A 21,411-nucleotide genomic window follows, 5' to 3' on the forward strand; every position below is an offset into this window, starting at 1 on the left:
GGCACAGATGTGTCAAACGTTTTCCGCTACTGGCATGTCAGGCTGCTGACGTCTCGTTCGACATTAAACATTATGCCGCGAAAGCAAGACTTGAACCAAATCATAAAATCGATTCAGCAGCGGTAATTCGTGTATCGATTAATTTCGTGCTTCAAAATAATTGTCAGCTTAAATACCAGAGCCAACAGGGTGAAGCAATGCCAGAAGAGATAAAACTTTGAAGCAGGCCACAAAAAAGCACCCGAATGGGTGCTTTTTTACGCGATATTTACATTTTGGCACTACTGTTGCAGTTCTTTCTCTGTAAAGAGATCGGCAAACAGTGCAGTACTCAAATAGCGCTCACCCGAGGATGGAAGAATAACCACGATATTCTTATTGGTAAAGGTTTCATCTTCAAGTAATTGCAGCGCTGCGGCAACCGCAGCACCCGAAGAGATCCCCGCCAGAATACCTTCTTCTTCCATCAGACGACGGGCGGTAGAGATGGCTTCCTCGTTGGTGATAGCCACAACTTTGTCGATCAGTTTCAGATCCAGGTTGCCTGGAATGAAGCCTGCACCGATACCCTGAATCTTATGCGGGCCAGGTTTCAGCTCTTCACCTGCCAGCGCCTGAGCAATAACCGGAGAATCGGTTGGCTCCACGGCAACGGTAATCAGATCTTTTTTACCTTTTGTACCTTTAATATAGCGGCTAACACCCGTAAGCGTCCCGCCGGTACCGACACCTGAGATAAACACATCAACCTGACCGTCGGTATCTTCCCAGATTTCCGGGCCGGTGGTCTTCTCGTGAATTTCCGGGTTAGCCGGGTTGCTGAACTGCTGCAGCAGCAGATATTTGGCCGGATCGCTGGCCACAATCTCTTCGGCTTTCTGGATGGCGCCCTTCATCCCTTTTGCGCCTTCCGTTAAGACCAGGTTCGCACCCAGCGCCTTCAGCAGCTTGCGACGTTCAATGCTCATGGTTTCCGGCATGGTCAGCGTCAGCTTGTAACCCCGAGCGGCAGCCACGTAAGCCAGGGCAATACCGGTGTTACCGCTGGTTGGCTCCACCAGTTCAACGCCAGGCTTCAACACGCCACGCTTTTCCGCATCCCAAATCATATTGGCACCGATACGGCATTTCACGCTGAAGCTTGGGTTACGAGATTCTACCTTCGCCAGAATGCGTCCATTACCGATACGGTTCAGTCGAACCAGGGGCGTGTGACCGATAGTCAGCGAGTTGTCTTCAAAAATCTTACTCATGGCCTGTCCTTAACTGTTTGAAATTGGGATACCGACCCAGCATACCTGTTGAATAAGTATGGGGAAGTAAGGAATTCGCATATCTATATGCTGATGAGAAATAATGCTATCCAGTATGGAATAAGGGATGGCATAAGCCATCCCTTTATTTACCTTATTTCCACAATGCGTGTTTATCACGGTAACAATCGACCCACATCGCCGTCGCACCACAAACCGCAACCGGCATGATGAACAGATTCAGGAACGGGATCATCGTGAACAGGCTGGTGAGCGCGCCAAACTGCATATTGGTCATCTTGCGCGCGCGCAGGGCAGTCCGCATCTCTTTAAACGGGACTTTGTGATTATCGAACGGGTAGTCGCAATACTGGATCGCCAGCATCCACGCGCTGAACAGGAACCATAACACCGGCGCAACCGTCTGCCCGATACCCGGAATAAAGTAGAGGATCAGTAACACAATGGCACGCGGCAAGTACCAGGCGAACTTCTGCCATTCACGTTTCATAATGCGCGGCAGATCTTTCATGATGCCCAGCACACCGGTGTCCGGCGGCGTAGCGCCCGTCAGTCGCGCTTCCAACTGTTCGGCCAGCAGCCCATTAAAGGGGGCCGCTATCCAGTTGGCCAGGGTTGAGAAAAAGTAGCCAAACACCAACAGCACCGAGACGATAGCCACAGGCCATAGCAGATAGCTCAGCCACTGCAGCCAGTCGGGGACGTGGCTCATGAGTGCCGGGATCCAGGTATCCAGGCGGGTAAACAGCCACCAGAAGGCCCCCCCTATCAGCAGAATATTAATCAGCAGCGGAAGGATCACAAAACGGCGGATGCCTGGCAGCGAAACCAGTTTCCAGCCCTGTGAGAAGTACCACACGCCGCTGCGGGGAGGGGAAGACGTTGATGAAACCATAACCAGGTTGAGCTCCTTTTATCACAACCAGTGAAGTTGCCTGCCTATATTAGCCAGTTGCGGCACGTTGACCAGTTCGGAAATGTTCGAAAAAACAGCAAAAAGCACGATTTAGTTCATCTTTATGCTGCGAATGCTCTGCATACACTTGCACTTGACGTAATCGGCAAATACTCTTAGTGAGTAAATGTTTGCCGTGGTGGCAAGGTGTTAGAACAACAGAGAATATAATGATGCAGGATTTGCGTCTGATATTAATCATTGTTGGCGCGATCGCCATAATCGCTTTACTGGTACATGGTTTCTGGACCAGCCGTAAAGAGCGCTCTTCTATGTTTCGCGATCGCCCACTGAAGCGCATGAAGTCTACCCGTGACGACGATAGCGATGACGATATCGAAGAAATGGAAGACGAGGGTGTGGGTGAAGTACGCGTTCATCGGGCCAATACTGCGCCCGGCGCAGGCCATGGGGAGCATGAAGCGCCTCGTCAGCCTCCGCAGCATCAGTACCAGCCGCCTTATGCATCTGCTCAGCCGCGCCCTGCTGCGCCGCCGCAGCCTGTGGTCGAGCCGGTACACCAGCCGCAACCCCAACAACCGCAACCGCAGCAGCATGAGCCTGTGCGCCAGCAACCGGTGCCACAACCTCAGCATGTCGCTCAGCCTGCACCACAGCCGGTCGTCCAGCAGGCACCTCAGCCTGTCGCGCCAGCGCCGCAACCGGCCCCTGCGCCTGTTGTGGAGCCAGAGCCGGTAGTCGAAGCGGCGCCACCAGTGGCGGAAAAACCGCAGCGCAAAGAGACGGTCATTGTTATGAGTGTGGCGGCCCATCATGGCACCACTATCAACGGCGAAGTGCTGCTCAACAGCATTCAGCAGGCCGGCTTCAAGTTTGGCGATATGAATATCTTCCATCGTCACCTTAGCCCGGACGGAAGTGGTCCTTCGCTGTTCAGCCTGGCGAACATGGTTAACCCGGGCACCTTTGACCCGGAAATGACCGGTGATTTCACCACGCCGGGCGTGACCATCTTTATGCAGGTGCCGTCTTATGGCGATGAACTGCAAAACTTTAAGCTGATGCTGCAGTCTGCCCAGCATATCGCGGACGAAGTCGGCGGCATGGTGCTCGACGATCAGCGTCGAATGATGACGCCGCAGAAACTGCGCGAGTATCAGGACCGTATCCGCGAAGTAAAAGAAGCTAACGCGTAAGTCTCCGCGTTTGTTTCACATCTCCTCAACCCCCGCATGTCGGGGGTTTTTCTCATTAATGGTGCGACATGGACACAATCGAACAACAACTTACCGAACTCCGAACCACGCTTCGCCACCATGAATATCTTTATCATGTGATGGATGCGCCCGAAGTGCCGGACGCAGAATACGACCGTTTGATGCGTGAACTGCGTGAGCTTGAAGCGCAGCGTCCCGATTTAATTACCCCCGACTCACCGACCCAGCGTGTCGGCGCCGCGCCACTGGCCTTTTTCAGCCAGGTGCGCCATGAAGTGCCCATGCTGTCGCTGGATAACGTCTTTGATGAGGGGAGCTTCCTCGCCTTCAACAAACGCGTCCAGGACCGTCTGAAGCAGACCGATGCCCTGAGCTGGTGTTGCGAGCTGAAACTGGATGGCCTGGCCGTCAGCATTCTGTACGAAAACGGGGTGATGACCCGCGCCGCCACCCGCGGCGACGGTACGACCGGCGAAGACATTACCACCAATGTGCGTACCATTCGTGCCATCCCGCTTAAGCTGCATGGCGATAACATTCCGGCACGTCTCGAAGTGCGCGGTGAAGTATTCCTCCCGCAGGCCGGATTTGAAAAAATTAATGAAGAAGCGCGCCGCACTGGCGGCAAAATTTTCGCTAACCCGCGCAATGCCGCAGCGGGTTCACTGCGCCAGCTGGATCCACGCATTACCGCAAAACGCCCGTTAACCTTCTTCTGTTACGGCGTTGGCATTCTGGAGGGAGGCGAGCTGCCCGATACCCATCTGGGCCGCCTGATGCAATTCAAAGCCTGGGGACTGCCGGTGAGTAACCGTGTGCAGCTGTGCGACTCACCGGAAGCCGTGCTGGCGTTTTATCGTCAGGTTGAAGCAGACCGTCCGACGCTCGGCTTTGATATCGACGGGGTGGTGATCAAAGTAAACTCCCTCGCGCTTCAGGAACAGCTGGGCTTCGTCGCTCGAGCGCCGCGCTGGGCGGTGGCCTTTAAGTTCCCGGCCCAGGAGCAGATGACCTTCGTGCGCGATGTGGAGTTCCAGGTGGGGCGTACCGGCGCGATAACGCCGGTTGCGCGACTGGAGCCGGTTCAGGTGGCCGGGGTCCTGGTCAGCAACGCGACCCTGCATAACGCCGATGAGATCGACCGTCTGGGGCTGCGTATTGGCGATAAAGTGGTTATCCGCCGTGCCGGGGATGTTATCCCCCAGGTAGTAAACGTTGTGGAATCAGAACGTCCTGAGGACACGCGAGCGGTAGAATTCCCGACCCACTGCCCGGTATGCGGCTCAGACGTTGAACGCGTCGAAGGTGAGGCCGTGGCCCGCTGTACTGGCGGTTTAGTTTGCGGCGCCCAGCGTAAAGAGTCGCTGAAACACTTCGTCTCCCGCCGGGCGATGGACGTCGATGGCATGGGCGACAAAATCATCGATCAGCTGGTCGAGAAAGAGTATGTCCATACGCCCGCTGATCTGTTCCGCCTGACGCCGGGTAAGCTGACCGGGCTGGATCGTATGGGGCCGAAATCCGCGCAGAACGTGGCCGACGCACTGGAAAAATCCAAAGACACCACTTTTGCCCGCTTCCTTTATGCGCTGGGTATCCGCGAAGTAGGGGAAGCGACCGCGGCGGGTCTGGCAGCCTATTTTGGTACGCTGGAGGCGCTCGAGAAGGCGCCAATCGACGAGCTGCAAAAGGTGCCGGACGTCGGCATTGTGGTCGCCACCCACGTCTTTAACTTCTTCTCTGAAGAGAGTAACCGCGAGGTGATCGGCCAGTTGCTTAACGAAGGCATTCGCTGGCCTGCGCCGCAGGTGATCAACGCCGAAGAGATCGACAGTCCGTTCGCCGGCAAAACGGTGGTACTGACCGGTAGCCTGAGCCAGCTTTCACGCGATGATGCCAAAGCGCGTCTGACGGCACTGGGGGCCAAAGTGGCTGGCAGCGTGTCGAAGAAAACCGACCTGGTGATTGCCGGGGAAGCGGCAGGCTCCAAGCTGGCGAAGGCGCAGGAGCTGGGAATTGACGTAATTGATGAGGCAGAGATGCTGCGTCTGTTGGGAGAGTAACGTGGATAAAGCGCAGCTTATCGAAATAGCCAATACCGAGATGCCGTTCGGGAAGTATAAAGGCCGTCGGCTGATTGATGTGCCCGAAGAGTATTTACTGTGGTTTGCCCGAAAGGATGAGTTTCCTGCCGGGCATCTGGGTGAGCTAATGGCGCTCACGTTACTGATTAAAACCGAGGGGCTGACCCAGCTGGTTCAGCCCCTGCGTCGTCCCTAAACTTTCGCCGTGCGGGCCTGCTCCCGGGCCTGCAACTCGTCGGTCTGGCGTTTGTAGCGACGCGCCATGACCGCGCAAATCATGAGCTGCAGCTGATGGAAGATCATCAGCGGCAGCACCATCATCCCAACCACCGAGGTCGGAAACAGAATGTTGGCCATCGGGATCCCGTTTGCAAGGCTCTTTTTCGAACCACAGAACACAATCGTAATCTCATCTGCTTTGTTAAAGCCGAAGCGGCGCGCAGCAAATACGTTGATGGCAATGACAATCGCCAGCAATACCAGGCTAACCACCACGATAAACAGCAGCGACCCGACCCCGACTTTATGCCAGATGCCATTGACCACGGCTTCGCTGAATGCTGAGTAAACGACCAGCAGAATCGATGACTGATCGGTTTTGGCAATCCACTTCTTATGCTTCGCCACAAAGGCACCGGTCCACGGGCGGGAAAGATGCCCCAGCACAAAGGGTAGCAGCAGTTGCAGCATAATTTTGCCTACCTGCTCCAGACTGCCTTCCGCTCCGTGCATGTCCATTACCAGCCCCACCAGCAGTGGCGAAAGGAAAATCCCCAGCAAGCTGGAGGCAGACGCCGAGCAGACGGCTGCCGCCACGTTGCCGCCTGCCATTGAGGTAAAGGCGATCGCTGACTGCACCGTGGCTGGCAAAATACAGAGGTAGAGGAAGCCGGTATACAGCGACGGATCGACATTGATCGGCGCCCACCAGGCAAACAGCACGCCCAACACCGGGAAGACGACGAAGGTGCTGCACATTACCCACAGGTGCAGTCGCCAGTGGCTACCGCCAGAGATAATGGCTTCCCGGGAAAGTTTTGCCCCGTGCATAAAGAACAGCAGCGCGATAGCGGCGGTGGTGAGACCTTCAAAAAAAGGAACAAAACCGCCACGGGCCGGGAAGAAGGAGGCCAGCAGGACAACCACGATAAGGGTGATGGTGAACGGGTCGAGTATGCGAAAAAGTTTCATAAACACTCCTGAAAACAGATAGCGCTATTGTGCTTTCTTCCCTTTGAGAAATAAAATTGATTTATTGCATCAATTCATGAGTAAAACAGATGAATTACTCGTTACGGCAGTTGCGTGTTTTTGTTACCGTCGCGCAGGCGAAAAGCTTTAGCCGTGCAGGTGAGATTATCGGCCTGAGCCAGTCGGCGGTCAGTCACAGCGTGAAGGAGCTGGAGCAGCAAACTGGCGTGCGGCTGCTCGACAGAACCACCCGGGAAGTGATACTGACCGAGGCAGGCCAGCAATTAGCGGCCCGGCTGGAGAGGATCCTCGATGAGCTGTCCAGTACGTTACGGGACGTGGGTCGGGTAGGGCAGCAACTCTCCGGGACGGTACGCGTCGCCGCCAGTCAGACCATTTCGGCGCACCTCATTCCGCGCTGCATTGCATTCAGTAATCAGCAGTACCCGGATATTGATTTTGTGCTGCATGACCGACCGCAGCAGTGGGTGCTGGAGAGTATCCGCCAGGGCGAGGTGGACTTTGGGATTGTTATCGATCCCGGGCCGGTGAGCGATCTGGAGTGCGAAGAGGTGCTTTCAGAACCCTTTTTACTTCTCTGCCGCGATGACGACCCGCTTGCGGCACTGGATGAAGTGGCATGGCAGGCGCTACAAGGGGCCAGGCTGGTGTTACAGGATTATGCCTCCGGCAGCCGACCACTTATCGATGCCGCACTTCGTGAGCAGCAGGTGAGGGCGACGATTGTGCAGGAGATTGGCCACCCCGCCACGCTCTTTCCGATGGTAGAAGCCGGGATTGGCATCAGCGTGCTCCCGGCACTGGCGCTGCCGTTACCCCAGGGGAGCAGGTTAACCGTCAAACGGTTCACGCCAGCTATTGAACGTAAGCTGATGCTGGTTCGCCGTAAGAATCGCTCGCTGTCGGGTGCCGCACAGGCGATCTGGGAGGTGGTGCGTATGCAGGCAGAACAACTTACGCAGGCCCGTATACGCGATCCACTGTTTAACGCTGAGGCGCGTTAAACGTAAATATCAATCTCATGCTCAGCGGAAGGTTTGTTCACGCCTTCCACTTTAGCCTGCGCCTGCTCCTGTTTTTGTTTTGACTCTTCAGCCTGACGTCGTAGTAGCATCTGCAGTTGCGCCTGCAGACCATCAATCTGCGCTTTGAGTATCTCTTGTTGCTCCTTTTTTTCTTCGGGCGTACCGCTTCCCAGAGCGATATCTTTAAATTTCTGGCTCAATTTGGAAATTTTGGCCGTGATACTGCTGATTTGCGCGGCAATGCTGTTATCGCTGGAGCCGCTTTTACCGTTACCGCTGGCCTGAATTGGCTGGGTAGATGCCTGAATCGTAGTCATATTAAGATCTCTTGCCGTAAATCCCTTTTATCGGCATAAGCCCGCCTCTACTTGAGGAGAGCTGCCAGAAATGACAGGTAACAAGGCGAAACGTTATTGGTATGCAGTACCTGCGGTTGAGCGATTGATAAAGACGAAAGAGGAAGGGGAGTCATCGTGTGCGGCGGCGAGTGCAGGCAGTGGTTAAATCGCAGATAGCAAAAAAGCGCCTTTAGGGCGCTTTTTTACATTGGTGGGTCGTGCAGGATTCGAACCTGCGACCAATTGATTAAAAGTCAACTGCTCTACCAACTGAGCTAACGACCCGAAATGGTGGGCGATGACGGGCTCGAACCGCCGACCCCCTCCGTGTAAAGGAGATGCTCTACCAACTGAGCTAATCGCCCATTTCGGAACTGCTATTGATAAGGTGAGAATGGTGGGCGATGACGGGCTCGAACCGCCGACCCCCTCCGTGTAAAGGAGATGCTCTACCAACTGAGCTAATCGCCCATTCTCAATTCTTATCTACACTGCGGCATCTATCGAAGTAGATGGTGGGTGATGACGGGCTCGAACCGCCGACCCCCTCCGTGTAAAGGAGATGCTCTACCAACTGAGCTAATCACCCCCGCTGTGTGGAGTCGCATTATAGGGAGAGTTGAAAATGAGTCAACGGCTTTTCTAAAGATTTTGTTCGTTCGTCGTAAAATTAAGCAAAACGATCGCGAAACCACCAGTGGTGCATGATTTCTAAACAAAAACGACTATGAACAAGGATCTGACAGCAACAAGATTGAGGAATCAGGCTGGAGTGATAGAATATTGCCCACTTTCGTTTCCAGGATATGCCGGTTGTCGGCATCTTTATCACTGTAAGGCCACTTCATGAAAATCAAAACTCGCTTCGCGCCAAGCCCTACTGGCTATCTGCACGTCGGCGGCGCGCGTACTGCTCTCTATTCCTGGCTGTTTGCTCGTAACCAGGGCGGTGAGTTTGTGCTGCGTATCGAAGATACCGATCTCGAACGTTCCACGCCGGAAGCAATCGAAGCCATTATGGATGGTATGAACTGGCTTAATCTGGAGTGGGATGAAGGCCCCTATTTCCAGACCAAACGTTTTGATCGCTATAACGCGGTTATTGATGACATGCTTGAAGCGGGTACAGCTTATAAGTGCTACTGCTCTAAAGAACGTCTGGAAGCCCTGCGCGAAGAGCAGATGGCAAATAATGAAAAGCCTCGTTACGACGGTCGCTGCCGCCACGATCATCAACACCATGAGGCAGACGAGCCATGCGTGGTGCGTTTCGCGAACCCGCAGGAAGGCTCAGTCATCTTTGACGATCAGATCCGCGGCCCGATCGAATTCAGCAACCAGGAGCTGGACGATCTGATCATCCGCCGTACCGATGGTTCACCGACCTATAACTTCTGTGTTGTGGTAGATGACTGGGATATGGCGATCACCCACGTCGTGCGTGGCGAAGACCATATCAATAACACGCCACGCCAGATCAACATTCTTAAAGCGCTGAATGCACCGGTCCCGGTTTATGCGCACGTGTCGATGATCAACGGCGACGATGGTAAAAAACTTTCCAAACGCCATGGCGCAGTCAGCGTGATGCAGTACCGTGACGACGGCTATCTGCCGGAAGCCCTGCTCAACTATCTGGTGCGTCTGGGCTGGTCCCACGGCGATCAAGAGATCTTCAGCCGTGAAGAGATGATTCAGCTCTTTACTCTGAGTGCGGTAGGTAAGTCTGCCAGTGCGTTCAATACCGATAAACTGCTGTGGCTGAACCATCACTATATCAATACTCTGCCGCCAGAGTACGTTGCGACCCAGCTTCAATGGCATATCGAGCAGGCGAACATTGATACCCGCAACGGTCCTCAACTGGCCGATCTGATTAAACTTCTGGGCGAGCGTTGTAAAACGCTGAAAGAGATCGCGGAAAACTGCCGCTACTTCTATGAAGAGTATGATGAGTTTGACGCTGACGCTGCTAAAAAGCATTTGCGTCCGGTAGCGCGTCAGCCGCTGGAAGTGGTTCGTGATAAGCTGGCCGCCATTACCGACTGGAGCGCTGAGAATGTGCACCATGCCATTCAGGCGACAGCGGATGAACTGGAAGTCGGGATGGGTAAAGTCGGCATGCCGCTGCGCGTAGCCGTTACCGGCGCGGGTCAGTCTCCGGCGTTAGATGTTACCGTACACGCAATTGGTAAAACCCGCAGCGTGGCGCGTATCAACAGAGCCCTGGACTTTATTGCTGAGCGCGAAAGCCAGCAGTAATCAGGAAACAAAAAAACAAAACGGCAGGTTACCCTGCCGTTTTTTTTATTCTTCTGGCTGATGAATGCTCAGCCGCATGAGAAAACCCTGTACACCTTCTCGTTTAAGCAGCGCGTCGAGCCGTTCCTGTTCCGCTAACGTCATACTCTCTAGCGCGTTGGTGATCCCGGGTAGTACGGCAGCGGGCTTAGTCTCACCGTAGCTGGCTGCGCTCTCTGCCAGTTGGTAGAGCACCTGCCGTTTACGAATAGCCGGAATATTCGAGATGTGCGCACGGACCTGTGCATCAATAGAGATGAGTCGCGCCCGCCCACCTTTAACTCCATTAATGCCTTCTGTCTTCCAGCCATTTTTTCGCACCCAGCGATTGACGGTCTGCCTGGCGACGCCCAGCGTCTCCGCCAGTTCCTCGGTGGTCATTTTGCTACGTAATTTTTTCATATCAGTTCTGATCGCGAATCCCTAAACGTTGCAACAATCCGGTGATCCCTTCCCGGAGTAATAAAGTGGTCAGCTGTTTCTGTTCTGTCGGCGTCATTTCATTAGCCAGCGTCATCAGCAAGGCCTGCAGTGATTTATCTGCAGCCGCTTCCGCTAAGGTCGTCATCTCCGGTGCGCGACGCGCATTGCGAATAAATTCCCGAACTTGCTCATTAACATGGACCAGGCGCGCCTTACCGCCCTGAACGCCAGGTTTTGGCGATGTGGACCATCCCTCTTTACGCACCCATTTATTGATGGTCTGTCGGCTATAGCCAGTGAGCCGGGCCAACTCTTCCGGCGTCATTCGTTCCTTGATCATACAATTTCCTGAGTAAGAGTGTGGTTAATTAGGGGTTCATTTTATAACACCGTTTTACTGGAAAACGTGACAAGATTAACTCCTGGCTGCGAGCATTCTCGCAATGTGATTCATTTGCATGAATTTTCAGCGGTTGAACGCTGGAGTGAAAATTTGCCGTTGACACTCCGCAGTGGAATTCATATTATGCCGCCCGTCAACACGACACGCTTTACGCGATGGGGCTATAGCTCAGCTGGGAGAGCGCTTGCATGGCATGCAAGAGGTCAGCGGTTCGATCCCGCTTAGCTCCACCAAACTCTTATCCCAATAGAGTCTGGTGCGTAAACAAAACTGTGGGGCTATAGCTCAGCTGGGAGAGCGCTTGCATGGCATGCAAGAGGTCAGCGGTTCGATCCCGCTTAGCTCCACCAAAATTTGAACCCTCGCCGAATGGCGGGGGTTTTTTTATGCCTGCAAGAAACCCTTTACTATCACCGCATTGACAAATAAATAGCTTTGCCTGGTAAAAACTTTACTTTATGTAATGACTTTTCCTGACCTGGAACGTTGTATGACGGTATTGAAGTGTCTATCATTAATACGAATTTAATATCGCCAGGTAAACAGTTAAATAAAATTAATGAAAAGCATAGTTAATATTAACGGAAAGAGCTTTCTGCTTGCTCTGGCGTTATGCATGATTGTCGTGCCTTTTTCCCGGCTTATTTCACCGAAATCTGTTGTCGATGGCTTTGAGGTTTATCTTGCATGGATGCCGCTGAGCGTCATGCTGGCGATCATATTATTATTTGGCCGTCAGGCCATCCTGCCAATTATTATCAGCTTTGCCATACTTAACGAATGGAATTTACAGCTGTCTGCCAGGCAGGATGTTGTCCTCCTTTTTTGCCAGGTATTTAGTACTTTAGCAGTATGCGCCATCCTTCGTTGGCAGGTGGGATCGCGCTGGCGCTACCATGTGCCCAGCCGGTTCATGGCGGCGCGCATTACATGGCTAGGATTTGCCTTACCGCTGGGAATAAAAATGTCGATGTTCCTGGCCAGCTATTTGTGTGATTTTCCCGTTACCCTCGCCAATTTCACGGACAGAGGCTCGATAATTTATCATATTGTCGATATTCAGAGCCTGGTTTGCGCCGTTATCATCTTTACCATGCTGTTCTATTATCCGTTAAGAATGATAATTAATCCGAATTATGCGCGCGCCTTCTGGCAAAGAAATATGCGTGATTCTTTCTCATCTCGAAACCGATTATTTACATCTGTATTACTTGTTTGTTTAATTGCCGGGCTGCTTCTGCTCTGCTTGCCTTTTACCTCCGATATTATTGCTGGCTATCTGGTTCCAGTTATTTTCATTTTATTTACAATTGGCATCAGTCGTTTTCGCTATCCCATGATTGCCCTTGGTTGGGCGTTAAGTGCGCTGATGTTGCTGACCTACAACAGTAACTTTTTGCAGGGCGTGCAGAACGGCTACTCGCTGGCGTTTGTGCTGTCGGTACTTATCTCTTTCGCCATCTGTCTGTCATATATGTCGCGCATTTATCAGCGCAGCGAATGGCTTAAGCGCGGCTGGCAGGAGAGGGCGTTGATCGACCCGCTGACCGGCTTACGTAACCTGCGCGCTCTGGAATCCTTTTTGACAGACAACAAGGGCACCACCCTGTGCTGTTTGCGGATGGATAATCTGGAGTTCCTGAGCCGTCATTACGGCCTGATGATGCGCGTGCAGTGTAAACGCGCCATTATCCGCCAGCTGCAGCCGCTGCTGATGCCCAATGAACAAGTTTTCCAGATCCCCGGTAACGAGCTGGTAGTTGTGCTTAGCGGCCCGGAAACTGGCGCCCGGTTGCAGCACATCGTGGATCACCTGAACAGCCGCAAAATCTACTGGAATAACACCGGGCTGGATATTGAGTTTGGCGCTGCCTGGGGTGGGGTGGAGTTCAAATGCGGTGAAAGTCTCTATCACACGCTCGGGCAGCTCAGCTGGCTGGCAGAAAAGTCCTGTTCGGCGCATCAGGTGCTGTCGCTGAATAACAGCCTTGAGACAGTCTCCGGGCAGACGACGGATCGCGTCCTGATGCTCGGTCGGGTTAAGCGGGCGCTGGATGAGGGCGGCTTACGCCTGTATGCGCAGCCCATCCAGAGGTGGGATGGCGTGGGCTATCACGAAATCCTGTCGCGTCTGGAGAGCGAAGGAGAGTTGCTGACGCCTGATAAGTTTCTGCCGCTGGTGGCGCAGTTTAACCTGAGCCGACGCTTCGATATGAGCGTGGTGGAGGCGCTGCTGGCATGGTTGCAGGAGCACCCCTCGGATGGTTGCTGCGCGCGTTTCTCCGTAAACCTGATGCCCTTAACGCTGATGCAAAAAGAGGTCGCAGCGGAGATTATTGCCCTGTTTGAACGCTACAAGGTAAGGCCGCAGGCGGTGATCATTGAAGTGACCGAAGAGCAGGCATTCTCTAATTCCGAAGTCAGTATCGCCAATATTCAGCAGCTGCGTCATTACGGCTTCAAGCTGGCCATTGACGACTTTGGAACCGGCTATGCCAATTACGAACGTCTTAAGCGCCTGCAGGCCGATGTCATCAAAATTGATGGCTGCTTTGTGAAGGATATTTGTAGCGACAGTATGGATGCGATGATTGTGAAGTCGATCTGCAATCTGGCGAAAACCCGGTCGCTCTGTGTAGTGGCGGAGTTTGTCGAAACGGAGGAGCAGCGCGAGATGCTGCTCGCCTCGGGGGTGGATTATCTACAGGGATATTTAGTAGGTAAACCACGCCCGCTTAGTGAACTACAGGCGTAAAAAAACCGGGGAGGATAAGTCCCCGGTTTTTTTATGCTGATTACAGGACCAGTGCAGCGATAGACGCAGACAGGACGCTGACCAGCGTGGAACCGTATACCAGCTTCAGACCGAAGCGGGAAACCACGTTACCTTGCTCTTCGTTCAGGCCTTTAATCGCACCCGCGATGATACCGATGGAAGAGAAGTTGGCGAAGGAGACCAGGAACACGGAGAGAATGCCTTCGGCGCGCGGGGAGAGGGAACCGGCGATTTTCTGCAGATCCATCATTGCGACGAATTCGTTAGAAACCAGTTTGGTTGCCATAATACTGCCCACCTGCAGTGCTTCGCTTGCCGGCACACCCATCACCCAGGCTACCGGGTAGAAGATGTAACCCAGAATGCCCTGGAAGGAGATACCCAGTACGGCAGCAAACAGGGCGTTCAGCGCGGAGATCAGGGCGATAAAGCCGATCAGCATTGCCGCAACGATAACCGCCACTTTGAAACCTGCCAGAATATACTCGCCCAGCATTTCGAAGAAGCTCTGACCTTCGTGCAGATTAGCCATCTGCAGGTTCTCTTCACTCTCATCCACGCGGTACGGGTTGATCAGGGACAGCACGATAAAGGTGCTGAACATGTTCAGAACCAGCGCAGCCACGACATATTTTGGCTCCAGCATGGTCATATACGCGCCCACGATAGACATGGAAACGGTAGACATAGCCGTGGCCGCCATGGTGTACATGCGGTTGCGGGACATTTTGCCGAGAATATCTTTATACGCAATAAAATTCTCAGACTGACCAAGGATCAGGGAGCTTACGGCGTTGAAAGATTCCAGTTTGCCCATGCCGTTGACTTTAGACAGCACAGTACCAATGGCGCGGATCACAATTGGCAGAATGCGAATGTGCTGCAGAATACCGATCAGGGCAGAGATGAAGACGATAGGGCACAGAACTTTCAGGAAGAAGAACGCCAGACCTTCGTCGTTCATTTTACCGAACACGAAGTTAGTCCCTTCATTAGCAAATCCGAGCAGTTTTTCGAACATCTCAGAGAAGCCCTTCACAAAGCCCAGACCTACATCTGAGTTCAGGAAGAACCAGGCAAGCAGCACTTCAATGACGAGCAACTGAATTACATAACGAATACGGATTTTTTTACGATCGCTGCTGACCAGCAACGCAAGCACGGCAACGACAACAAGTGCGAGGACAAAATGTAGGACGCGGTCCATATTTGCTCCAAATATGAGGCAGGTTTAATTTCGCTGCACATTCTATGAAACAAGCGTAAAGAAAACGAGATCAAAGCCACACTATAGTCACGTCCTGTGACGAGACTCAAAAATAGTGACATACGATACATTTTTGTTATGTTATGTAAATGACTTAAAAGTTAAGTTTCTGTGCTAGGCTTCACAAAGGTTGCATGCTTTTTACCCGTCCGTTTATCGACTAAACCAGTCTGTGTATCGTTCTTCGCTATCACTGTAATCACTATAACCAACTCAAATGAACTTGATAATCATTCGCATTTTGATAGCATTAAACATAGCAAAGGCTATATTCCTGAGGCAAAAATGAGCAATAGTCGCGTTGATGAGAGTAGCAGTGGCAAAGCAGCACGCAAAATGCGGTTTGCATTAATGGGACCTGCGTTTATTGCCGCCATTGGCTATATCGACCCCGGTAATTTTGCGACCAATATTCAGGCCGGGGCCAGCTTCGGCTATAAGCTGCTGTGGGTGGTGGTTTGGGCCAACCTGATGGCGATGATGATTCAGGTGCTGTCGGCAAAACTTGGCATCGCCACCGGCAAAAACCTTGCGGAACAGATCCGCGACCACTATCCGCGTCCGCTGGTCTGGTTTTACTGGGTGCAGGCAGAGATCATTGCCATGGCGACCGACCTTGCGGAATTTATCGGGGCAGCGATCGGCTTCAAGCTGATCCTGGGGGTATCGCTGCTGCAAGGGGCGGTATTGACCGGTATCGCCACCTTCTTGATCCTGATGCTGCAACGACGCGGGCAAAAACCGCTCGAAAAAGTGATTGGTGGCCTGCTGCTGTTTGTGGCGGCGGCCTATATTGTGGAGCTGATCTTCTCCCAGCCGGACGTTATCCAGCTCGGCAAGGGGATGGCGATCCCGAGCCTGCCGACGACTGAAGCGGTGTTCCTTGCGGCCGGGGTACTGGGCGCCACCATTATGCCGCACGTAATCTATCTGCACTCTTCGCTGACGCAGAACCTGCACGGAGGATCGCGCCACGAGCGTTACTCTGCGACCAAATGGGATGTGGCGATTGCCATGACCATTGCCGGGTTTGTGAATCTGGCGATGATGGCCACCGCCGCGGCGGCATTTCACTTCAACGGCCATACCGGTGTTGCCGATCTGGATCAGGCCTATCTGACCCTGGAGCCGTTACTCAGCCACGCGGCGGCCACTATTTTCGGCCTTAGCCTGGTCGCGGCAGGACTCTCATCGACAGTGGTCGGTACCCTTGCGGGGCAGGTCGTTATGCAGGGATTTGTGCGCTTCCATATTCCTTTGTGGGTGCGTCGGTCCATCACCATGCTGCCCTCCTTTATTGTGATCCTGATGGGGCTGGATCCGACCCGCATCCTGGTGATGAGCCAGGTGCTGCTGAGCTTTGGTATTGCGCTGGCGCTGGTGCCGCTGCTGGTGTTCACCAGTGACAAAAAGTTGATGGGCGATCTGGTCAACAGCGTGATGGTCAAACGGGCAGGGTGGGCGATAGTGGTGCTGGTGGTAGCGCTGAATCTGTGGCTGCTGATTGGCACTGCAATGGGATTATAAAAAAGGCGCCGCGAGGCGCCTTTTTCGTATCAGTGATGATGACCGTGGCCACGACCATGGCCTTTGCGGCCGCGATGGTCATCACGATCTCTCCAGCCTTCGCGATAACCGCGTTCATAGGCGTTACGTTTATCCCAGCCACGATGGTAGCCGTTGTCATGTTTGTGCCAGCGTTTGTTACGCCATTCATAGTTACGATGCCAGTAGCCGCGGTCACGCCAGCCGCCACCGTCCCAGTAGTTACCGTAATTATCGCGATCGCCAATTTGTAATTTTACGGATGGCAACAGGGTGATTTCGCCAGCATTAGCGACCAGCGGGGCTGAAGCCATTAATACTGCTGCCAGAATCAGGGACCTGAACATTGTTATTCTCCTTCACGATCGGAGCCGTAATCGGCTTGTTAACGCAATATTAAGGGGCGGTAAAGCCCCGGATAATCGCTTTAACTCCTAATTCGGAAGGGCATAGCACTTTTTGCTAAAAGTGCCCTTATTCTTCACTGCTTAAAATTGTTTCAATTTCCTTCAGCTCTTCAGGCGTGAAGTGACGATTCGCCAGCATACCCACCGCATCGTCGATTTGCGCCGTTTTACTGGCACCTATCAGCACCGAGGTAATGGCCTCATGATGTAATACCCAGGCCAGCGCCATCTGCGACAATTTCTGGTTACGGCGTTCGGCCAGCGCATTGAGTTTGCGTACCTTCACCAGTTTTTCTTCAGTAATCTGATCCGGGTTCAGGAAGCGGCTACCGCTGGCGGCACGGGAATCTGCCGGGATCCCGTTCAGATAACGATCGGTCAGCTGGCCGCCCGCAAGCGGCGAAAACGCAATGCATCCCACTCCTTTCTGCTTAAGCACATCCAGTAATCCCTCTTCAGGCGCGCGTTCCAGCATCGAGAATTTTGGCTGGTGGATAAGGCAGGGGGTGCCCAGATCGTCGAGGATTTCGATGGCCTGTCGCGCCAACTCGGCCGGGTAGTTGGACAGCCCAACGTACAGCGCTTTGCCCTGACGCACGATATGGTCGAGCGCTTTCATGGTCTCCTGCAACGGCGTTTCGGGATCCGGGCGGTGGTGATAGAAGACATCCACATACTCCAGCCCCATGCGTTTCAGGCTTTGATCGAGGCTGGCGATCAGGTATTTACGCGAGCCCCAGTCGCCGTACGGCCCCTCCCACATGGTATAACCCGCTTTGCTGGAGATGATCAGTTCATCACGCAAGCTGCTGAAATCCTCCTGCAAAATCCGCCCGAAGTTACGCTCTGCCGATCCCGGCGGTGGACCATAGTTGTTGGCAAGGTCAAAGTGGGTAATGCCCAGATCAAAAGCACGATGTAAAAGTTGACGGCTGTTTTCGATCAGCGTGGCGTCGCCGAAGTTGTGCCACAGCCCGAGGGAGATGGCGGGCAGCTTAAGGCCGCTTTGCCCACATCGTTGATATTGCATTGATTGATAACGATCTTGATCTGCCTGGTAAACCATGAGTTTTGTCCCTCTGCATCAGAAAGTCATCCAGTGTATACGTTTACACAAAGACGAAAGCAAACAGATTAGCGCGCAAAAATACGTAAAGCATGGTTTCCACGACCTGATTATTCCCAATTCTGGACAGCTATCACGCTTCTTCAATACTCAAAGTGAAGTCAACATTATAAGGATAATAGTCATGCAAACCCCCTACACCGTCGCCGATTACCTGCTGGACCGCCTTACAGATTGTGGTGCCGATCATCTGTTTGGTGTGCCAGGCGACTACAATTTGCAGTTTCTCGATCACGTTATCGCCAGCCCGGATATTGGCTGGGTTGGTTGTGCCAATGAATTGAACGCCGCCTACGCGGCCGATGGCTACGCGCGCTGCAAAGGTTTTGCCGCGCTCTTGACCACCTTTGGGGTGGGCGAGCTTAGCGCCATGAACGGTATCGCGGGCAGTTTCGCCGAGCATGTTCCGGTTCTGCATATCGTGGGCGCGCCGGGCAGCGCTTCGCAGAAAAAAGGGGAGCTGCTGCACCACACGCTCGGTGACGGCGAATTTCGTCACTTTTATAAAATGAGTGAGCCCGTCACCGTCGCGCAGGCCCATCTCACCGAGCAAAATGCCTGCTATGAAATCGACCGCGTATTGACGGAAATGCTCCGGGAGCGCCGTCCGGGCTACATCATGCTGCCTGCCGATGTGGCAAAAAAACCTGCCACGCCGCCTGTAAGCGCTCTCATTGATCGTCTTTATGAAAGTGACAGTTTCCGCCTCGATGCCTTCCGCCAGGCGGCAGAGAAAAGGCTGGCAGCGAGCGAGCGCACCGCGCTGCTGGCGGATTTCCTCGTCCTGCGTTACGGCCTGCAGAGCCAGCTCCAGCGCTGGGTGGAGCAAACGCCCATGGCACATGCCACCTTGCTGATGGGGAAAGGCATTTTTGACGAGCGCAAACCGGGCTTCGCAGGCACCTACAGCGGCTCTGCCAGTGCCGCCGGAGTCAACGAAGCCATTGAAGGAGCCGATACGGTGATCTGCGTGGGGACACGCTTTACCGATACCCTCACCGCCGGGTTCACCCACAAACTCACGCCGCAGCAGACTATCGACGTTCAGCCGCACGCCTCGCGGATCGGGGATGTCTGGTATACCGGGATCCCGATGACCCAGGCGATTGAGGTGCTGTCCAGCCTCTGTCATCAGTATGCCAGCGCCACTACGGCGACCCGTCCGGCGCGTCAGCTGCATGCGGTCCACCCCGGTACGTTAAGCCAGGACAGTTTCTGGCAAACGCTGCAAACCTTTATTCGTCCGGGGGATATCATTCTGGCCGATCAGGGAACCTCCGCTTTTGGTGCGGGCGCACTGCGCCTACCCGAAGACGTGAATTTTATTGTTCAGCCGATCTGGGGGTCGATTGGGTATACGCTTGCTGCCGCCTATGGCGCGCAGACGGCCTGCCCGGATCGGCGCGTGATTGCGATTACCGGCGACGGCGCAGCGCAGCTCACCATTCAGGAGCTGGGTTCGATGCTGCGGGATAAACAGCGCCCGGTGATCATGGTGCTGAACAACGAAGGCTACACGGTTGAGCGCGCGATTCATGGTCCCAATCAGCGTTACAACGACATTGCCCTGTGGAACTGGACGCAGATCCCGCAGGCACTGAGTCTGGATTGTCAGGCTGAGTGCTGGCGGGTGAGTGAGGCGGTGCAGCTGGAAGAGGTGCTTGAAAAAGTGGCGCACCCGGAACGGCTTTCGCTGATTGAGGTCATGCTGCCGAAAGCCGATGTTCCGCCGCTGCTGAGTGGCATCATCCAGGCGCTGGAGGCGCGTAAAAGCGCCTGATTATTTGTCCTCGCCAGAGGCAGCCAGCATCGGTCTGCCCGCCAGCAACAGCCAGGCGGGCAGCATCACAATACAAAGGAGCGGCAGCAGGGTGGTGTCTGGCACCACCACTGCCGCCATAAACAGGCTCAGCCACGCATCCCGGGTAACAACCAGCACCAGTCCCAGAATCGAACAGGAGATGGTAATCGCCGCCGGAACCGCCTCAACGTGCTCATGCAGCATCAGCCCCAGGGCAACGCCGACAAACACCGCCGGGAAAATCCGTCCTCCGCGAAAACCGCAGGCCGCTGCCACCACCAGCGCCGCCAGTTTGATCAGCGCAAAAAGCAGGTAATCGGAGACGGTGAAAACCTGGCTGAAGGCCATCTGCTGCATCTCATCCAGCCCTTTAAACAGCGTAATGTTCCCCCCGATAGCGCCCAGGATCCCCATAATCAGTCCACCCATCCCCAGGATCAGCACCGGATGCTTCAGGCGATGCATCAGCCGGTGCAGGCGCGGCAGGCACCAGACCGCCACCATCCCCAGCGCGATGGCGATGGCGGCAACAATCGCCCCGCTAAAGATATCGGCCAGCTGCATCTGGCTGTAATGGGCGATGGGCAATGAAAAGTGGGGATGGAAAAACAGGCTGGTGGTCAGGGCACCCGCGGCGGCAGACAACAGCGGGGCGAACAGGCGATCCCAGAGGGGGATGTCGGCATTGCCGCTCAGGGTCTGGGAAAATATCAGCGCCGCCGCAACGGGTGTGCCGAACAGCGCGCCGATGGTGCCCGCCGAGGCGAGAATGGTCCAGTCCAAAGTGTTAACCCGGGGCAAGATACGCGACCCCACGGCAACGGCGAGGGCGATATTCACCGCCATCACCGGATGCTCTGGCCCGAGGCTGACGCCCCCCGCCAGGCCGATAATCAGGGCGATGATCAGCCCGGGCAGGGCGGCCGTATCCACCGGCGCGCCAATCAGCGGCTCTGTCGCCGGATCCGGCCCGGCATGGCCAGGGCTGTAGCGGATCACCAGCCCCACGGCAATGCCGGTTAAGGTCAGGATTAAAATCACCCAGGTCGGAGAACTCGCGTTGAGGCCAACTGTGGAAGGTAATGACGTCCACAGTACCGACTGTAATACGGCGGCAACTTTCATGATCACAATCAGAATCAGGCTGGAGGCGACGCCAATAATCAGCGCGGGAGGGGCCAACAGCAGCATCGTTCTGGCTCGCGGATGGAGCATGATGATTTCCTTGTAAAAAATGGCGATCTTTACTTTGCACGCTCAGACTGATGCTAATAGTGCAAATGGTGCTGAAACGGT

At 54.2% G+C, this 21,411-nt stretch carries 18 protein-coding genes and 6 tRNA genes; 10 read left to right on the forward strand and 14 right to left on the reverse strand.

What is annotated here, in order from left to right; genetic code table 11:
- Nucleotides 1–281: 281 nt before the first annotated feature.
- Entirely contained in the window at nt 282–1,253 is a 972-nt protein-coding gene (gene cysK / locus C3F35_RS18340; RefSeq protein WP_032612973.1) for a cysteine synthase A, read from the reverse strand.
- Between the two features lie 154 nt (nt 1,254–1,407).
- Nucleotides 1,408–2,169 (reverse strand): sulfate transporter CysZ, encoded by a 762-nt coding sequence (gene cysZ, locus C3F35_RS18345; RefSeq protein WP_103793027.1) that lies wholly within the window; start codon nt 2,167–2,169, stop codon nt 1,408–1,410.
- A 230-nt stretch (nt 2,170–2,399) separates the two neighbouring features.
- Here cysZ and zipA point away from each other — a divergent pair, with 230 nt between their 5' ends.
- From zipA to C3F35_RS18360, 3 genes are all read left to right on the forward strand, one after another.
- Nucleotides 2,400–3,386: a cell division protein ZipA gene (gene zipA, locus C3F35_RS18350; protein WP_077227999.1), complete on the forward strand. Its 987-nt coding sequence runs from the start codon at nt 2,400–2,402 to the stop codon at nt 3,384–3,386.
- 68 nt (nt 3,387–3,454) lie between these two features.
- Nucleotides 3,455–5,470, forward strand: a complete 2,016-nt coding sequence (ligA, locus tag C3F35_RS18355; protein ID WP_103793026.1) for an NAD-dependent DNA ligase LigA — start codon at nt 3,455–3,457, stop codon at nt 5,468–5,470.
- A gap of 1 nt (nt 5,471) precedes the next feature.
- Complete coding sequence (locus tag C3F35_RS18360; RefSeq protein WP_032612964.1) at nt 5,472–5,687, forward strand: DUF3820 family protein; 216 nt, start codon at nt 5,472–5,474, stop codon at nt 5,685–5,687.
- Here C3F35_RS18360 and C3F35_RS18365 read toward each other — a convergent pair.
- Nucleotides 5,684–6,682, reverse strand: a complete 999-nt coding sequence (locus C3F35_RS18365; protein WP_103793025.1) for a bile acid:sodium symporter family protein — start codon at nt 6,680–6,682, stop codon at nt 5,684–5,686. The two genes, C3F35_RS18360 and C3F35_RS18365, sit on opposite strands and share 4 nt — an antisense overlap.
- Nucleotides 6,683–6,771: 89 nt before the next feature.
- Here C3F35_RS18365 and C3F35_RS18370 point away from each other — a divergent pair, with 89 nt between their 5' ends.
- Nucleotides 6,772–7,707, forward strand: coding sequence for a LysR family transcriptional regulator (locus tag C3F35_RS18370; protein WP_059307439.1), 936 nt, complete (start codon nt 6,772–6,774; stop codon nt 7,705–7,707).
- On the opposite strand, the gene C3F35_RS18375 is transcribed toward C3F35_RS18370, so the two are convergent.
- From C3F35_RS18375 to C3F35_RS18395, 5 genes are all read right to left on the reverse strand, one after another.
- Nucleotides 7,704–8,045, reverse strand: a complete 342-nt coding sequence (locus C3F35_RS18375; RefSeq protein WP_103793024.1) for a FlxA-like family protein — start codon at nt 8,043–8,045, stop codon at nt 7,704–7,706. The two genes, C3F35_RS18370 and C3F35_RS18375, sit on opposite strands and share 4 nt — an antisense overlap.
- A gap of 230 nt (nt 8,046–8,275) precedes the next feature.
- Nucleotides 8,276–8,351 (reverse strand) — tRNA-Lys (locus C3F35_RS18380).
- Between the two features lie 4 nt (nt 8,352–8,355).
- A tRNA-Val gene (locus tag C3F35_RS18385) sits at nt 8,356–8,431 on the reverse strand.
- Nucleotides 8,432–8,461: 30 nt separating this feature from the next.
- Nucleotides 8,462–8,537: transfer RNA gene (locus C3F35_RS18390), tRNA-Val, on the reverse strand.
- 42 nt (nt 8,538–8,579) lie between these two features.
- Nucleotides 8,580–8,655, reverse strand: a tRNA-Val gene (locus tag C3F35_RS18395).
- Nucleotides 8,656–8,912: 257 nt separating this feature from the next.
- On the opposite strand from C3F35_RS18395, the gene gltX reads away from it, so the two are divergent.
- Nucleotides 8,913–10,328: a glutamate--tRNA ligase gene (gltX, locus tag C3F35_RS18400; protein WP_032612956.1), complete on the forward strand. Its 1,416-nt coding sequence runs from the start codon at nt 8,913–8,915 to the stop codon at nt 10,326–10,328.
- A 45-nt stretch (nt 10,329–10,373) separates the two neighbouring features.
- On the opposite strand, the gene C3F35_RS18405 is transcribed toward gltX, so the two are convergent.
- Nucleotides 10,374–10,769 (reverse strand): YfeC-like transcriptional regulator, encoded by a 396-nt coding sequence (locus C3F35_RS18405; RefSeq protein ID WP_032612954.1) that lies wholly within the window; start codon nt 10,767–10,769, stop codon nt 10,374–10,376.
- Nucleotide 10,770: 1 nt separating this feature from the next.
- A complete protein-coding gene (locus C3F35_RS18410; protein WP_032612952.1) occupies nt 10,771–11,130 on the reverse strand; it encodes a YfeC-like transcriptional regulator in 360 nt (119 codons plus the stop codon).
- Between the two features lie 220 nt (nt 11,131–11,350).
- Between C3F35_RS18410 and C3F35_RS18415 the strand changes: the two genes are divergently transcribed.
- The 3 genes from C3F35_RS18415 (at nt 11,351) to C3F35_RS18425 (ending at nt 13,948) form a co-directional block, all read left to right on the forward strand.
- Nucleotides 11,351–11,426: transfer RNA gene (locus tag C3F35_RS18415), tRNA-Ala, on the forward strand.
- A 41-nt stretch (nt 11,427–11,467) separates the two neighbouring features.
- A tRNA-Ala gene (locus C3F35_RS18420) sits at nt 11,468–11,543 on the forward strand.
- 209 nt (nt 11,544–11,752) lie between these two features.
- Nucleotides 11,753–13,948, forward strand: coding sequence for an EAL domain-containing protein (locus tag C3F35_RS18425; RefSeq protein WP_103793023.1), 2,196 nt, complete (start codon nt 11,753–11,755; stop codon nt 13,946–13,948).
- A gap of 40 nt (nt 13,949–13,988) precedes the next feature.
- Here C3F35_RS18425 and C3F35_RS18430 read toward each other — a convergent pair whose 3' ends face one another.
- Nucleotides 13,989–15,176: a NupC/NupG family nucleoside CNT transporter gene (locus tag C3F35_RS18430; protein ID WP_032612948.1), complete on the reverse strand. Its 1,188-nt coding sequence runs from the start codon at nt 15,174–15,176 to the stop codon at nt 13,989–13,991.
- A gap of 345 nt (nt 15,177–15,521) precedes the next feature.
- Here C3F35_RS18430 and C3F35_RS18435 point away from each other — a divergent pair, with 345 nt between their 5' ends.
- Nucleotides 15,522–16,763 (forward strand): Nramp family divalent metal transporter, encoded by a 1,242-nt coding sequence (locus C3F35_RS18435; protein ID WP_059307444.1) that lies wholly within the window; start codon nt 15,522–15,524, stop codon nt 16,761–16,763.
- Between the two features lie 29 nt (nt 16,764–16,792).
- Here the strand turns inward: C3F35_RS18435 and ypeC are convergent, their stop codons facing one another.
- Both ypeC and mgrA read right to left on the reverse strand, forming a co-directional pair.
- Nucleotides 16,793–17,128, reverse strand: a complete 336-nt coding sequence (ypeC, locus tag C3F35_RS18440; RefSeq protein WP_032612944.1) for a DUF2502 domain-containing protein YpeC — start codon at nt 17,126–17,128, stop codon at nt 16,793–16,795.
- A 127-nt stretch (nt 17,129–17,255) separates the two neighbouring features.
- Nucleotides 17,256–18,254 carry an L-glyceraldehyde 3-phosphate reductase gene (mgrA, locus tag C3F35_RS18445; protein ID WP_103793022.1) on the reverse strand — a complete coding sequence of 333 codons (999 nt, stop codon included), beginning with the start codon at nt 18,252–18,254 and terminating at the stop codon, nt 17,256–17,258.
- A 184-nt stretch (nt 18,255–18,438) separates the two neighbouring features.
- On the opposite strand from mgrA, the gene ipdC reads away from it, so the two are divergent.
- Complete coding sequence (gene ipdC, locus C3F35_RS18450; protein ID WP_032612940.1) at nt 18,439–20,094, forward strand: indolepyruvate decarboxylase; 1,656 nt, start codon at nt 18,439–18,441, stop codon at nt 20,092–20,094.
- Here ipdC and C3F35_RS18455 read toward each other — a convergent pair whose 3' ends face one another.
- Nucleotides 20,095–21,330, reverse strand: coding sequence for an ion channel protein (locus C3F35_RS18455; protein ID WP_103793021.1), 1,236 nt, complete (start codon nt 21,328–21,330; stop codon nt 20,095–20,097). It abuts the gene before it with no gap.
- Nucleotides 21,331–21,411 lie beyond the last annotated feature (81 nt).

Origin of the sequence: Leclercia sp. LSNIH3 (assembly GCF_002935105.1) — a bacterium.
Lineage (GTDB): Bacteria > Pseudomonadota > Gammaproteobacteria > Enterobacterales > Enterobacteriaceae > Enterobacter > Enterobacter adecarboxylatus.